19 protein-coding genes and 1 pseudogene are annotated in these 12,950 nt (G+C 70.5%); 8 read left to right on the plus strand and 12 right to left on the minus strand.

Going from position 1 to position 12,950, the window contains the following annotated elements; all coding sequences use genetic code 11:
* Window positions 1-65: 65 nt before the first annotated feature.
* The 6 genes from C7474_RS02875 to C7474_RS02900 all read right to left on the minus strand — a co-directional run bounded on the left by C7474_RS02875 (window position 66) and on the right by C7474_RS02900 (window position 6,314).
* Complete coding sequence (locus tag C7474_RS02875; protein WP_121057434.1) at window positions 66-782, minus strand: L-ribulose-5-phosphate 4-epimerase; 717 nt, start codon at window positions 780-782, stop codon at window positions 66-68.
* A 51-nt stretch (window positions 783-833) separates the two neighbouring features.
* A complete protein-coding gene (locus tag C7474_RS02880) occupies window positions 834-1,181 on the minus strand; it encodes a DUF202 domain-containing protein (RefSeq protein ID WP_121057435.1) in 348 nt (115 codons plus the stop codon).
* Window positions 1,178-1,546: a YidH family protein gene (locus tag C7474_RS02885; protein ID WP_121057436.1), complete on the minus strand. Its 369-nt coding sequence runs from the start codon at window positions 1,544-1,546 to the stop codon at window positions 1,178-1,180. Before C7474_RS02885 ends, C7474_RS02880 begins: the two co-directional genes overlap by 4 nt.
* Before the next feature lie 75 nt (window positions 1,547-1,621).
* A complete protein-coding gene (gene ppsA / locus C7474_RS02890) occupies window positions 1,622-4,003 on the minus strand; it encodes a phosphoenolpyruvate synthase (RefSeq protein ID WP_121057437.1) in 2,382 nt (793 codons plus the stop codon).
* 37 nt (window positions 4,004-4,040) lie between these two features.
* Window positions 4,041-4,892, minus strand: coding sequence for a pyruvate, water dikinase regulatory protein (locus C7474_RS02895; protein ID WP_121057438.1), 852 nt, complete (start codon window positions 4,890-4,892; stop codon window positions 4,041-4,043).
* An 84-nt stretch (window positions 4,893-4,976) separates the two neighbouring features.
* Window positions 4,977-6,314, minus strand: a complete 1,338-nt coding sequence (locus C7474_RS02900; RefSeq protein ID WP_121057439.1) for a flavin monoamine oxidase family protein — start codon at window positions 6,312-6,314, stop codon at window positions 4,977-4,979.
* A gap of 80 nt (window positions 6,315-6,394) precedes the next feature.
* On the opposite strand from C7474_RS02900, the gene C7474_RS02905 reads away from it, so the two are divergent.
* Window positions 6,395-6,880 (plus strand): MarR family winged helix-turn-helix transcriptional regulator, encoded by a 486-nt coding sequence (locus C7474_RS02905; protein ID WP_121057440.1) that lies wholly within the window; start codon window positions 6,395-6,397, stop codon window positions 6,878-6,880.
* A gap of 7 nt (window positions 6,881-6,887) precedes the next feature.
* Here the strand turns inward: C7474_RS02905 and C7474_RS02910 are convergent, their stop codons facing one another.
* The gene (locus tag C7474_RS02910) at window positions 6,888-7,382 is read right to left on the minus strand and encodes a MarR family winged helix-turn-helix transcriptional regulator (protein ID WP_121057441.1); all 495 of its coding nucleotides are present in this window, start codon (window positions 7,380-7,382) and stop codon (window positions 6,888-6,890) included.
* A 104-nt stretch (window positions 7,383-7,486) separates the two neighbouring features.
* Between C7474_RS02910 and C7474_RS02915 the strand changes: the two genes are divergently transcribed.
* Together C7474_RS02915 and C7474_RS02920 are read left to right on the plus strand one after the other, a co-directional pair.
* A complete protein-coding gene (locus C7474_RS02915) occupies window positions 7,487-7,822 on the plus strand; it encodes a DUF7882 family protein (protein ID WP_121057442.1) in 336 nt (111 codons plus the stop codon).
* The gene (locus C7474_RS02920; RefSeq protein WP_121057443.1) at window positions 7,819-8,178 is read left to right on the plus strand and encodes a peptide ABC transporter permease; all 360 of its coding nucleotides are present in this window, start codon (window positions 7,819-7,821) and stop codon (window positions 8,176-8,178) included. Before C7474_RS02915 ends, C7474_RS02920 begins: the two co-directional genes overlap by 4 nt.
* Before the next feature lie 4 nt (window positions 8,179-8,182).
* Here the strand turns inward: C7474_RS02920 and C7474_RS02925 are convergent, their stop codons facing one another.
* Window positions 8,183-8,527: a protein-L-isoaspartate carboxylmethyltransferase gene (locus C7474_RS02925; RefSeq protein ID WP_121057444.1), complete on the minus strand. Its 345-nt coding sequence runs from the start codon at window positions 8,525-8,527 to the stop codon at window positions 8,183-8,185.
* A gap of 98 nt (window positions 8,528-8,625) precedes the next feature.
* Here C7474_RS02925 and C7474_RS02930 point away from each other — a divergent pair, with 98 nt between their 5' ends.
* Entirely contained in the window at window positions 8,626-8,952 is a 327-nt protein-coding gene (locus C7474_RS02930) for a DUF7882 family protein (RefSeq protein WP_121057445.1), read from the plus strand.
* A gap of 85 nt (window positions 8,953-9,037) precedes the next feature.
* Here the strand turns inward: C7474_RS02930 and C7474_RS02935 are convergent, their stop codons facing one another.
* Both C7474_RS02935 and C7474_RS02940 read right to left on the minus strand, forming a co-directional pair.
* Window positions 9,038-9,265, minus strand: a complete 228-nt coding sequence (locus C7474_RS02935) for a hypothetical protein (RefSeq protein WP_241965070.1) — start codon at window positions 9,263-9,265, stop codon at window positions 9,038-9,040.
* Entirely contained in the window at window positions 9,262-9,432 is a 171-nt protein-coding gene (locus C7474_RS02940; RefSeq protein ID WP_121057446.1) for a CsbD family protein, read from the minus strand. The genes C7474_RS02935 and C7474_RS02940 overlap by 4 nt, the downstream gene beginning before the upstream one ends.
* Window positions 9,433-9,674: 242 nt before the next feature.
* On the opposite strand from C7474_RS02940, the pseudogene C7474_RS02950 reads away from it, so the two are divergent.
* From C7474_RS02950 to C7474_RS02965, 4 genes and pseudogenes are all read left to right on the plus strand, one after another.
* A pseudogene (locus tag C7474_RS02950) lies at window positions 9,675-10,204 on the plus strand (PQQ-dependent sugar dehydrogenase); the annotation flags it as partial.
* A gap of 39 nt (window positions 10,205-10,243) precedes the next feature.
* On the plus strand, window positions 10,244-10,576 hold the full coding sequence (locus C7474_RS02955) for a DUF7882 family protein (RefSeq protein ID WP_121057448.1): 333 nt from the start codon (window positions 10,244-10,246) through the stop codon (window positions 10,574-10,576).
* Window positions 10,563-10,811, plus strand: a complete 249-nt coding sequence (locus tag C7474_RS02960; protein ID WP_121057449.1) for a hypothetical protein — start codon at window positions 10,563-10,565, stop codon at window positions 10,809-10,811. The genes C7474_RS02955 and C7474_RS02960 overlap by 14 nt, the downstream gene beginning before the upstream one ends.
* An 83-nt stretch (window positions 10,812-10,894) precedes the next feature.
* Window positions 10,895-11,212, plus strand: a complete 318-nt coding sequence (locus tag C7474_RS02965; protein ID WP_147436673.1) for a hypothetical protein — start codon at window positions 10,895-10,897, stop codon at window positions 11,210-11,212.
* 36 nt (window positions 11,213-11,248) lie between these two features.
* On the opposite strand, the gene C7474_RS02970 is transcribed toward C7474_RS02965, so the two are convergent.
* Both C7474_RS02970 and C7474_RS02975 read right to left on the minus strand, forming a co-directional pair.
* Complete coding sequence (locus C7474_RS02970) at window positions 11,249-11,977, minus strand: HAD-IA family hydrolase (RefSeq protein WP_121057451.1); 729 nt, start codon at window positions 11,975-11,977, stop codon at window positions 11,249-11,251.
* The gene (locus tag C7474_RS02975) at window positions 11,974-12,702 is read right to left on the minus strand and encodes a GntR family transcriptional regulator (RefSeq protein WP_121057452.1); all 729 of its coding nucleotides are present in this window, start codon (window positions 12,700-12,702) and stop codon (window positions 11,974-11,976) included. The genes C7474_RS02970 and C7474_RS02975 overlap by 4 nt, the downstream gene beginning before the upstream one ends.
* Window positions 12,703-12,950: the final 248 nt, after the last annotated feature.

A 12,950-nucleotide genomic window follows, 5' to 3' on the forward strand; every position in this document is an offset into this window, starting at 1 on the left:
GCATCCTGGCTCATCCAGGTGCTGCGCGCACCCGAACTGCTGCTCGCCGAAGGGCCCGCGTAGGGTCACCGGCGGTCGTCGGTGGTCTGTCCGTAGACGTTCTGGTAGCGGTGGTAGAGCGCGTCGATGCTCTCCTGCGGGATCGGGATCAGCTCGCCGCCCTGCTTCGCGATGTGCACCGTGCGGGCGACGTCTTCGAGCATCACCGCCGCCTTCACCGCATCCTTCGCCGTCGCCCCGATCGTGAACGGCCCATGGTTGCGCATGAGCACCGCCCGCGACCGGTGACCGGTCAACGTGTCCACGATGCCCCGCCCGATCGAATCGTCCCCGATGATCGCGAACGGCCCCACCGGGATCGGCCCGCCGAACTCATCGGCCATCGCCGTGATCACACACGGGATCTCCTCACCTCGCGCCGCCCACGCCACCGCGTAATCCGAATGCGTGTGCACCACCCCGCCGACCTCAGGCATGTTCCGATACACGTACGCGTGCGCCGCGGTATCCGACGACGGCGACCGATCCGCACCCGGCGTCCCCGGCACCACGTTCCCGTCCAGATCGCACAGGATCATGTTCTCCGGAGCCAGATCGTCATACGACACCCCCGACGGCTTGATCACGAACAGATCCGCACCGGGAACCCGCCCCGACACGTTCCCACCCGTCCACACCACCAACCCGTACCGCACCAACTCTGCATGCAGCCCCGCGACCTCGGCACGCGTCCGCGCGATCGCGACCTCGAGGCGGGCGTTGTCTTCGGCGACCTGGCTCATGGGCGATATGTTACCGGTAACAGGTCGGCGGGGAAAGCCTCAACTCCACTGTCAGACGAGCCCACCCGACGCTCCGACCAGCACGATCGCGACGGCGAGCACGGCGGTCGCGATCGTCACGAGTGCCATCCCGAGCAGAAGCCCCGCCCCCGGCATCCGAGCGCGGTCTCCGTCTCGCAGCAGCGCGGCGGATGCGGCGCGGTAGCGCCGCCGAGCGGCGACCCAGACGAGCGCGGCGACGACGAGGCCCGTCATCCCCGCCAGGATCCACCACGGGTCTCCGAGGGCGACCGGCAGCAGCCGCATGCTCACGAGCGAGCCGACGCCCAGGGCGAGCGCCGTGCGGCGCCAGGCGAGCTCGGTGCGCTCGGGCTGCAGGCCGGGGTCGAAGACGCTCATCGCAGCACGACCGACAGCAGCACCAATAGGCCCGCGGCCGTCACCGCCACTCCGAGGAACGGTCCGAGCAGCGACGGAGGCAGGGGAGCGTTCAGCCGCAGCGCCCGTTCGGTGCGCATCCAGCTCGACCAGGCGAGCGCCGAGGTCAGCACGGCGGAGATCACGAGCACGAGCGATGCCGCCAACCGCAGCTGCGGATGCAGGTCGAGCCCGAGCACCTCCAGCGCGACGCCGCCCGCGAGCAAAGCGAGCGCCGTGCGGATCCACGCCAGGAACGTGCGTTCGTTGGCGAGGCTGAACCGCGCGTCGGGTTCGTCGCCGTGCCGGTAGACCGCTGCCGGGAACCGCCGGTCGGATGTCGTCATGTCCACCTCCGTCGCCCTCACCCTCGCGCATGCAGGTGAACGCATGCGCGAGGACGGAGGGGCGGAAGGCCCGGCTCAGTGCGCGGGCTGGGCCTGACCGAGGCGCAGCCAGGTGTCGACGACCGTGTCGGGGTTCAGTGACACGCTCTCGATGCCCTGCGCGACGAGCCACTCGGCGAGGTCGGGATGATCCGACGGGCCCTGACCGCAGATGCCGACGTACTTTCCGCGCCGCCGGCACGCCTCGATCGCCATCGACAGCAGCTTCAGCACCGCCGGGTCGCGCTCGTCGAACGTGTCGGCCACGAGGGCGCTGTCGCGGTCGAGGCCGAGCGTGAGCTGGGTCATGTCGTTCGAGCCGATCGAGAAGCCGTCGAAGAACTCGAGGTAGTCGTCGGCGAGCAGCGCGTTGGTGGGCAGCTCGCACATCATGATGACCTTGAGCTCGTCGACGCCACGACGCAGACCGTTCTCGGCGAGCAGCTCGACGACCGAGTGGCCCTCGCCGACGGTGCGCACGAACGGCACCATCACCTGCACGTTCGTGAACCCCATCTCCTCGCGCACGTACCGCAGTGCCTCGCACTCCATGTCGAAGCACTCCCGGAAGTCCGGCGAGATGTACCGCGAGGCGCCGCGGTACCCGATCATCGGGTTCTCCTCCTCGGGCTCGTACAGTTCGCCGCCGATGAGGTTGGCGTACTCGTTGGATTTGAAGTCGCTCATCCGCACGATCACGGGCTCGGGGGCGAAGGCCGCCGCGATCATCGAGACGCCCTCGGCGACGCGGCGCACGAAGTAGTCGCGCGGCGATGCGTACGCGGCGATGCGTGCGGCGACCTCGGCCTCGACGTCGTCCGGCAGGCTCTCGAACTCGAGCAGGGCGCGGGGATGGATGCCGATCTGCCGGTTGATGATGAACTCGAGGCGCGCGAGCCCGACGCCCCGGTGCGGCAGTCGGGAGAACGAGAACGCCTGGTCGGGTGTGCCGACGTTCATCATGATCTTCACGGGCGACTCCGGCATCGCGTCGAGGTGCGTCTCCTCCTCGGCGTAGTCGAGCAGCCCTTCGTAGACGAACCCGGTGTCGCCCTCGGCGCACGAGACGGTGACCTCCTGGCCGTCCCGCAGCGTGCGGGAGGCGTCGCCGGTGCCGACGACGGCCGGGATGCCGAGCTCGCGCGCGATGATCGCCGCGTGGCAGGTGCGCCCGCCGCGGTTGGTGACGATCGCCGAGGCGCGCTTCATGATCGGCTCCCAGTCGGGGTCGGTCATGTCGGCGACCAGCACGTCTCCGGGCTGGAACGCCGCCATCTGCGACACGTCGGTGAGCACGCGTACCGGCCCTGCGCCGATGCGCTGCCCGATGGCGCGACCCGCCGTCGCGACGGTGCCGGTCTCGTGCAGCTTGAAGCGGCGGATGACGTTGGCCGACTCCCGCGAGACGACGGTCTCGGGTCGCGCCTGCAGGATGTACAGCTTCCCGTCGACGCCGTCGCGTCCCCATTCGATGTCCATCGGGCGCCCGTAGTGGTCCTCGATCACGAGCGCGTGACGGGCGAGTTCCGTGACCTCGTCATCCGTGATCGAGAACCGGCCCCGGTCGGATGCCGGCACGTCGACGAACGCGGTGCTCGCTCCCGCCTCGCGGCTGTCGGTGTAGCGCATCGCGATCGCCTTCTCGCCGACCGAGCGCTTGAGGATCGCCGCCTTCCCGGCGCGGAGGGCCGGCTTGGACACGTAGAACTCGTCGGGGTTGACTGCGCCCTGCACGACCGCTTCGCCGAGGCCGTACGCCGAGGTCACGAACACCGCGCGGTCGAATCCCGACTCGGTGTCGACCGTGAACATGACGCCGGAGGCGCCGATGTCGGAGCGGACCATGCGCTGCACGCCGGCCGAGAGGGCCACCTCGGCGTGCGCGAAGCCGTGGTGTACGCGGTAGGCGATCGCGCGGTCGTTGTAGAGGGACGCGAAGACGCGTCGCACCGCCTGCAGCACGTTGTCCACTCCGCCGACGTTGAGGAACGTCTCCTGCTGTCCGGCGAACGACGCGTCGGGGAGGTCTTCGGCGGTCGCGCTCGAGCGCACCGCCCAGGTCACGGTGTCGGGTTCGGGGTCGGTGGCCACGAGCCGGTCGTAGGCGTCGCGGATGTCGGCCTCGAGGTCGCCCGGCAGCGGGTGGTCCTCGATCCATCGGCGGATCTCGGTGCCGACCGCGGTGAGGGCGGTCACGTCGTCGACGTCGACGGTGTCGACCGCCTGCTGGATGCGGCGCTCCAGGCCGTCGTGGGCGAGGAACGCCCGGAATGCGTCGGCGGTGGTGGCGAAGCCGCGTGGCACACGCACGCCGAGGTCGGTGAGATGGGAGACCATCTCTCCCAGAGACGCGTTCTTGCCGCCGACCTGCGGCAGGTCGGCCATGCCGATGTTCTCGAACCAGAGGATGTTGGTCACTTCGGTCTCCTTGTCGTTCGCCGACCCGTCGTGCGGGTCAGGAGCGGAGTTTCAGGGTTTGCAGGATGACGGCGGACATCTCCTCGACGCTTTTCGTCGACGAGTTCAGGAACGGCACGCGGGTGCGGCGGTACAGGTCCTCCGCGCGCCGGAGTTCGAGGGTGCACTGCGCGAGGCTCGCGTAGGTGGAGTTCGGTCGACGCTCGTGACGCACCTGGCTCAGCCGCAGCGGCGTCGTGGTCAGGCCGAAGCAGCGCGCGGCGTAGGGCTGCACGAGCGAGGGCAGCCCGTCGGTGGGGAAGTCGTCGTCGGTGAGCGGATAGTTCGCGACGAGCAACCCGTACTGCAGGGCGAGGTACATCGTCGTCGGGGTCTTGCCGCACCGGCTGGGGGCGATGATGATGACGTCGGCGAGGTCGAGGGCGCGCGCGCTCTGCCCGTCGTCGTGCTCGATCGCGTACTCGACGGCGCGCATGCGTGCGAAGTAGTGCTCGGTGTCGGCGAGGGTGTGGAACTGGCCGAGCTGCTCGGATGCCGTCGTGCCGAGCGTCTGTTCGAGTTCGGTCAGGTGGCCGCCGAGCAGGTCGATGCGGGTCGCGGGTGCCGCGGCGAGCACGGCGCTGACGGCGGCGTCCTTCGTCGTGGTGAACACGATCGGCTGAAGTCCCGCCTCGGCGGCGGCGGTGATGTCGGCGACGACGTGGGCGGCGCCGGTGGGCGTGTCGACGAACGGAATCGTGTGCCGTTGGAACGTGAAGCCCGGAAAGTTCGACAGCAGCGCACGACCGAGTGTCTCGGCGGTGATACCGGTGCTGTCCGACACGAAGTAGGCCGCGCGCGTCGTCCCGGGCGCGGCGACGAGCGGCGGCGTGGGCGGATCGGAGAGCATGCGTCGACGCTAGCGAGACCTGCCGCGGTTCTTTCGCCGATTCGGGGGTGAAGGAATCGCCGTTCTTGACGCTCCGCCAAGAGTTCAGTCGGGAAGGCGCGATTTCCAGAGCTCGTCGACCGCCACCGCCGTTCCCAGGATGCGCTCCGCGGCCCGGTGCCCCGACATCAGGGCGGCCGTCACGGTGGCCGGGTCGTCGGTCCAGGTCGCCTCGCCCGCGAGGTGCAGCACGCCGCCGACCGGCGTCGCGAGCGCGTCGTGGTCCTCGGGGCGACCGCCGACGGCGAGATACGCGTACGACCCGCGCGAGTACGGGTCGTCGCGCCATCGGGTGACGTGAACCGACGTCGGCGTGGTCACGGCGTCGCCGTAGAGACGGCGCAGCGCCGCGAGCACGTCGTCGGCGACCTGTTCGTCGCTCCGGTCGCGGATCAGGGCGGCGGTCGGCCCCGCGGCGAAGGTCAGCAGCGTCGGCGTGCCGTGGAGGGCGGTCAGGTCGTACCAGGAATGCCACGAGAGGCCGGCGGGTCCCTGCACGCGCAGCGCGTAGACATCGGCGTCCCAGAAGGCCTCGTCGAAACGCAGGAACACTTTCTCGAACTCGTTCATCTCCAGTCGCGTCAGGGCGGTCGCGATCGGCGCGGGCAGCGGCGGCGCGATCGTGAACGCGTCGGATCGCAGCACGCCGACGGGCACCGTGACGACGGCGTGGTCGGCGCTGAGCACCGTGTCGCCGACGGCGACCCGCACCCCCGCCGCATCCCACTCCACCCGCCGCACCTCGTGCCCGAGTCGGATGTCGAGATCCTGCGCCAGGTGGGCGGCGAGCTCGTCGTACCCGCGCGGGAAGACCACTTCGTCGCCGTCGACCTGGTCGTCGTCGAGGCCGTGCGCGTCGAGCAGCGTGCTGTGCACGCCGTACTGCTCCTCGCTGCGGTGCCGCAGGAACTCCCGCACCCGCTCGGTCCGCTCCGCGTCCCACCCCGCCGACTCGAGCGCGCGCTCGCACGCCGTGTCGTATGACGTGCCGGGGGCGGATGCGGCGACCGCCGCGGCGAGCAGGCCGTCGACGGTGCGCACGTCATCCACGAACGCCTGCTGCTCGGCATCCGTCAGGCGTGTGCCCTCGGGGCCGAAGTACCGGATCGGCCGGCCGCCGGGCTGATAACTGCCGACCGTGAACTCGATCGTCGGCATCCCGAACGCGGCCGCCGCCGCGGCGAGCGGGCTGTCGGTGATGCCGTGGATCCACGACGCGCCGAGGTCGGTGATCTGCCCGCCGCGCCGCTCGGTGTGCGTGCGCCCGCCGATGCGGTCCCGCGCCTCCAGCACCATCACGGTGCGTCCGCGTCCGCGCAGCAGTCGCGCGACGGTGAGCCCCGCCACTCCGGCGCCCACCACGATCGTGTCGATCTGCGTCATCGCGATCCTCCCTGGTCTCGGTCAGCGTAGTCTCGCGCCGATGCGCCGCCGGCACGCGGGGCGCTGATAGATTCCCGAGGATGGAAACGCACGCCTCCTACTGGTTCGGCGCATCGGACGACGAGCAGCGCTCGACCACCGTCATGGAGGCGATGCGGCTGTACCGCGCGGCCGAGGTCGCGATGCGCCGTCGCACGCAGCGCTCGATGGACATGGGTGAGAACGAACTGCTCGTGCTGCGCTTCCTCTCCCGCGCGCGGCTGCGCGACGAGCCGGTCACTCCGATCACGCTGAGTCGGTATCTCGGTATCACGTCCGCATCGACGACGGCGCTGCTCGACCGGCTCGAGATGTCGGGGCATGTGCACCGTACCCCGAATCCGCGCGACCGCCGCAGTGTGCTCATCACTGTGAGCGACAAGTCCGAGTCGGAGATCCGCGGCACCCTCGGCGCGATGCACGAGCGCATGATGGCGATCGTGCGGGGGATGGGCGAAGGGGAACGGGCCACCGTCATCGCCTTCCTCGACGCGATGCGCGACGCGGTCGACCACGTCGACCACTGACCCGAAATCAGCCGGCGCGGCGCCGTGGTTCCCGCTCCTCCTCCGCGATGGCGTCGGCGGCCTCGGCGAGGTGGTCGAAGAAACGCGCGACGGCATCGCGTTCGAACGGGCTGAGCTCCGACGCGATGCGTCGGGTCTCATCGGTGAACGCCCCCACGGTGGAGTCCACGAGCTCTTCGGCGTGCGCGGTCGCGGTGATGTGCAGACTGCGCCGATCGGACGGATGCCGGGCGCGCTCGATCGCGCCCGACTTCTCGAGGCGGTCCAGCAGCGCCGTGGTCGACGCCGAGGTGATGCCCAGATGGCGGGCGATGAGCGTCGGGGTGACGGCGCGGGAATCGTCCCGTTCGGTCATGAGGAACTGCACGATGCGCAGCTCGTTGTCGGTCATCCCGCTGTTCTGGCGGGCGCGTGCGTTCATCGCATCGTGCGCGAGTCGGTAGCGCGCCAAGGCGCTCGTCACTCGGCGCGAGATGGCGTCGGCGTCGTTTTCTTCATCCATTGAGTCATCCCTTTGGTGCTCCCAACGTAGCAGAAAAATATAGTTTGACTAACTAGTTGTTTCGTGAGTAACGTTCCTGGCAACACAAAGAAGGGATCGAGACCATGGGTCGCCTGTACTACGGAAGCTCGCCCGATCCGATCGAGATGTCGGACCGCGTGCTGGCTCATCTCAAGGTCGTGATCTCGACCAAGCTCCGTCGCTCCGAGAGCTTCCCGCTGTCGTGGGACCGCGACGGCGAGCGGTCGACGCTCTGGCTGCACTGCTCGATCCCGTTGCGGTTCGAGGTGTCCGCCGAGGCTGCCGGCGCCATCGACCGCGTCTACCTCAACGAGCTCGCGAAGGCGGCCAACTCATCGGGCGGGATCGTCGTCGACCTCGACGCGGAGGACAAGACCGCAAAGGTCGACCGGCCCGCGAAGCTGGTGCGTGCGGCATGACCCTCACGACCGACGACAGGCCCGAGGCGGAGGGGCACGGCGCACGCGATCGCGGGCGCATCACCTGGGCCACGGTCGACAGTGGCTTCCACGTCGCCAGCACGGCCGGAAATTTCGTGGGGTCGGTGTACACCACGGAGTCGGGCGCCTTCGTGGCCTATGACGGGACCTCGACGCCTCTCGGCCGCTACCAGACGCGTGAGGCCGCGCAGTCGGCGGTCGAGGCGTGGGAGCCGCCGGAGGAGCGTGCGCGCAAGCTCGCGCTCGACCGTTCGATGCTGCCCGCCGCCACCGTTTCTGCGGTCGTGGCAGGCGGAGTCGCAGCGATGGCGGGCCTGCTCGCGCCGTTGCTGTGAACGCTCAGGCGAGCGCAGCTCGCGCCTCGTCCGTTTTGCGCTGCAGGTGAGCGCACAGCTCCGACAGAGTGAGCAGATCGGCCGAGAGCTTGGCCACTCCGACCGCGTCGAGATCGAACGACTCGGAGCGTGGCTCGAAGGTCACGACCCAGCGGGGGATTCCGGCGTCGACGACCGGCTGGATGTAGGTCACCGTGGACGCGGTGCGCAACGACACGACGACCAGCCCGGAATCGGGGCCCGCGACGTAGTTCTGTTCGAGCACCGCGACGTCGGGGTAGATACCCTGCTGTCTGAGGATGAACTCGGTCACCCACGACTCCACGGTCGCCTGGTCGCGGTACGGCATGGCACCTCACTCGGGGGGAAGACGACGCCGACGGCGCCTCCCCTCACCCTAAGCCACTCGCGGTCTGCGGGCCGCACCCCCGGAGGAGAAAGATTCGAATGGGCAGCCTGACTTATGAGGGATCCGTCAAGGTCGACTTCGACGATCGGGTGCTCGCGCACCTGCAGGTCGTGATCGGTTCCAAGCTGCGTCGCGGTGAGGCCTTCTTCTTCAGCTGGCGCGAGGACAGAAGCCTGGGAGACGGTCGCTCGAGCGTCTGGCTCAACCCGCGGTGCTCCCTCGTCTTCAAGTACTTCGGGTCGCGTGCGCCGCGGCTCAACGCCGCATGGATCGATGCACTCGCCGACACCGCCAACACCCCCGGCGGTCTGTACGTCGTGCCCGAGCCGGCCGACGTCCCCACTCTCGGCGACGACGCCGACTGACGCTCGACCTCTCGAACGGGGCACAGGGAACGCCCCCGCGCGCGATTCGGCGTGGCGGGGGCGTCCGTGTGCACGACGACGCGTCTCAGGTCACGCCGCCGGCGTCTTCTGCGGTGCCGTCGCCCGTGCCCGTCTCGGCGGCGATCCGATCGGCCGCCGCGCTGTCGACGAGCGCGTCGTCGGCATCAGGGTCGAGTGCGGTCTCCCCGTCGACCTCGACCGTGACGTCGTCGTCGCGGACGGCATCCGCCTCGACATCGGAGTCGTCCCCACCTGCCAGCGGCGGGAACGGCACCATCGGATTGCCCGTCACTTGAAGGCGTCCTTCGCCTTCTCGCCGGCCTGCTTGACGTCGGCCTTCACCTGGTCGGCCTGGCCCTCGGCCTCGAGGCGCTCGTTGCCTGTCACCTTGCCGGCGGCTTCCTTGGCCTTGCCGCCGAGGTCTTCGGCGGTGTTCTTGATCTTGTCGTCGAAACCCATGGTGTTCTCCTTTCGACGCCGCCGGCGGATCACCGGCGACCTGTGCACGACGCTAGGTGTGGGCGCCGCCGCGACCGACCCCCTTGACAGGCTCGGTGGGTGTTGATCCGCTGGGGGCATCGACCCTACTGCGCACCCCCGCCGCTCGCGGTCCCGGCCGGTCCCGCTGATCGCGGCGATCGCCGTGCTCGCCGGGTGTGCTGCGGAGGCGGATGCGGGCACGTCCGCGTCGCCGACCTGCTCCCGCGGCCCGTGTGCACGACGGCGGCCGGATCGCGTTCGGACCCGACGGGATGCTCTACGTCACGACCGGTGACGCGGGAGTGCGGGAAGCCGCGCAGGACCCGTCGAGTCTGGCGGGCAAGATCCTGCGGATGACCCCCGACGGTGGGGCGCCGGACGACAACCCGACCTCATCGAACCCGGCGGCGACTACGGCTGGCCCATGGTCGAGGGCGCGGCCGGCGACCCGCGGTTCATCGACCCGGTGCAGCAGTGGGCGACGTCGGAGGCGAGCCCCAGCGGCATCGCCGTCGTCGGCGGCACGCTGTTCATCGCGAACCTGCGCGGCGAGGTGCTGCGCGCCGTGGCAGTCGGTGACCCGGGTGCCTCGACCGAGCACTTCGCCGGATCCCTGGGACGGCTGCGGGCGGTGGCGGCGGCATCCGACGGATCGCTGCTGCTGGTCACGGGCAACACCGACGGGCGCGGGGACGCCCGTGCCGGTGACGATCGCGTGCTGCGCGTGGAACTGTCAACCCCTGTGCGCTGACCGCCCCCGCCGTCGTACGCTCACGACCCAGGAGGCACGATGGGGAAGTTCATCTACGAAGGCGCGCACAAGGTCGACTTCGAGGATCGGGTGCTCGCGCACCTGCAGGTCGTCATCGGGAACAAGCTGCGCCGCGGCGAATCGTTCCACTTCAGCTGGAAGGACGACCCGTCCATCGGCGACGGCCGCACCACCGTCTGGGTGCATCCCCGCGCCACCCTCGTCTACAAGTACTACGGCGGACGTCGCCCGACGCTCAACCGCACCTGGATCGACGTGCTGAGCGACACCGCGAACTCTCCCGGCGGACTGTACCTCGTGCCGGAGCCGCCGGACGACCACGAGGGCGGTGACCACGATGAAGCGGATTGACATCGAATACGGCGGGCGCATGTACAGCGTCGGCGGCCGCGAGCCCGACGAGGTGATGCGCGAGATCGAGGAGGGCATAGAGAGCGGCCACCACTGGCTCCGCGTCAACGACGGGGAGGGGATGCGGCGCGACGCGCTGCTGCTGGTGACCCCCGGCGTGCCCATCGCCGTCGTCCCCATTCCGGGAGAGCCGAGCGTCGACCCGGACCCGCGTCCGTACGTGCTGCCCGACTGACGCTCAGGCACGCGCGGCCCTCGGCGTCAAGCCCCTCGGCGTCGTTCGTGATCGGACGGACGATGCGGACGGAGGTGGGCGTCATGTCCGATGTTCTCGATGACGAGGACCGTGAGGAAGAGGACCGCACGGTGCCGGGACTGCTCGTGGAAGAGCTCGACGGCGGGTGGCGACTCTGCGACGACGGGGTGGCGGGCGGCGATGCGGCGCACGTGATCGCGTACGTCGAATCCATCGCGGCCGGGTTCGACGTGGTGTGGTGCACGGGGCCGCGGCGCCGCCAGCAGTTCTCGCGCTGGACGGCGGTGATGGATGCCGCCGCACGCCACGTCGGCGGCCATCGCTCGTCGGGCGCGACGGCGCCGGTGCGGATCCCGCACCAGCCTCCCGCGCGTGGCTGAGTCCCTCGGCGTCGCGGGGGCGGCCCCGGCGGGTTGTCAGCGTGCCGCGGAGGCCGCGTCGACGGCGTCGGCGAACGCCGCCATCGACGGGAACGCCAGGTCGGGCGTGACGTCGGCCCGGGGATCGGGGGTCGCGCCCCAGCCGGGCTGGGCGTGGCGGCGGTCGATCCAGACACCGGGGAGCCCGGCATCCTGGGCCGGCACGTGGTCGTGGAACAGCGACTGCGCAACGTGCAGCAGACGTCCCGTCCAGCCGCGTTCGCCGACGCGGGTCTGCAGCGCGGCGAAGTTGGCGGGAGCCGGCTTGTACGAGCCGATGTCCTGCGCGGTGAGGATCTCGTCGAAGGTGACCCCGAGGCGCCGGTTGCTCCCCGCGAAGCTCTCCCGGTCGACGTTGGAGAGGATGATGAGCGCGTAGTGGCGCTGCAGGCGCTCGAGGGCCTCGGCCGAGTCGGGGAATGCGGGCCAGTCCGGCACCGACGTGCCGAGCGCGTCGGCGTCGGCATCCGTCACGGGGAAGCCGAGCGCGACGCCCGTGCGGCGGAAGGCCTCGCGCAGCACATCGGGGTAGAGCGTCGTGGGTGCCTCGCGTTCCACGGCCGCCTCGTGCCCGGCGTACGCGACGAGCACCTGCTCGTCGGTGACGGTGGCGTCGAAGCGGCGCGCCCACGGGCCGAGCACGGCGGCGATGCCCGCCTCCCAATCGATGAGGGTGCCGTAGCAGTCGAAGCTCAGGGCGTCGTAGGCGGTGAGGTCGAGGGTCATCGGGGCTCCTGGGGGTCGGGGGTGGGCGCGGGGTCGTCGGGGGTGTCGGCGGTGCCGGGGCGGTCGAAGGCGGCGACGAGGAACGCCTCCGCGTCGTCGAGATGGGCCTCCCAGGCGTGGAGCGCGTCGTCGAGATCGCCGGCTTCGAGCGCGGCGAGCAGGGTGGAGTGCTCGTCGTACAGCTCTCCGAGGGAGCGGTAGCGGGTGCGCAGCAGCGCGACGAGCAGCCGCATCTCGGTGCCGATGCTGCGGAAGGAGCGGGTCAGCCGCGGCGAGCCGGCGGCCTCGACGACGGCGAGGTGGAAGCGCACGTCGGCGTCGGGGCCGTTCTCCCAGTCGTCGCCGGCGCGGCCGAAGGCGGCGAGCGCGTCGCGGATGCCGGTGGTGTCGAGGTCGCCGGCGACGATGGCGCGCACGGCCTCGCCTTCGACGAGCCGGCGCAGCCGGTGGATGTCGTGCACGTCGGCGGCGGTGAAGGTGCGCACGCGTGCGCTGTGTCCGGGTCGTCGCTCCAGCAGTCCCTCGCCGACGAGGGCTGCGACCGCCGCGCGCGCGGTGGGGCGGGCGATGCCCAGCCGAGAGGCGATGTCGGTGTCGCGCAGCTCCTGACCTGCCGGCAGCACGCCGCGCAGCAGCATCCGCCGCAGGTGCGCCGCGGCCGCCTCCGCGACCGACGCGCTGCCCCCGCCCGCGCCCGCCCACACATCCTCTGCTATTCCCCCCATCCCGCAACTGTATAACAGTTAGTCCATCCAGACCCCTCGCGGAGAGGTGGGGCGGGTGATGGATCGGCTGGGAATGCGGGGGGAGCGGGCGGATGCCCGGTGGGGGCCGCCTGGGGTGGAGGGCAGCAAGGGGAGTACTCCCGTCTGCGGCACACCCGTCACTACGAGACCATCGTCGGTCTCCGGGATGCCGGCCCCGTCGGGGTGGAGGCGCCCGAGCACGGCCCAGCCGCGCGCGGGCACGACGG

Origin of the sequence: Microbacterium telephonicum (assembly GCF_003651225.1) — a bacterium.
GTDB classification, from domain to species: Bacteria; Actinomycetota; Actinomycetes; order Actinomycetales; family Microbacteriaceae; genus Microbacterium; species Microbacterium telephonicum.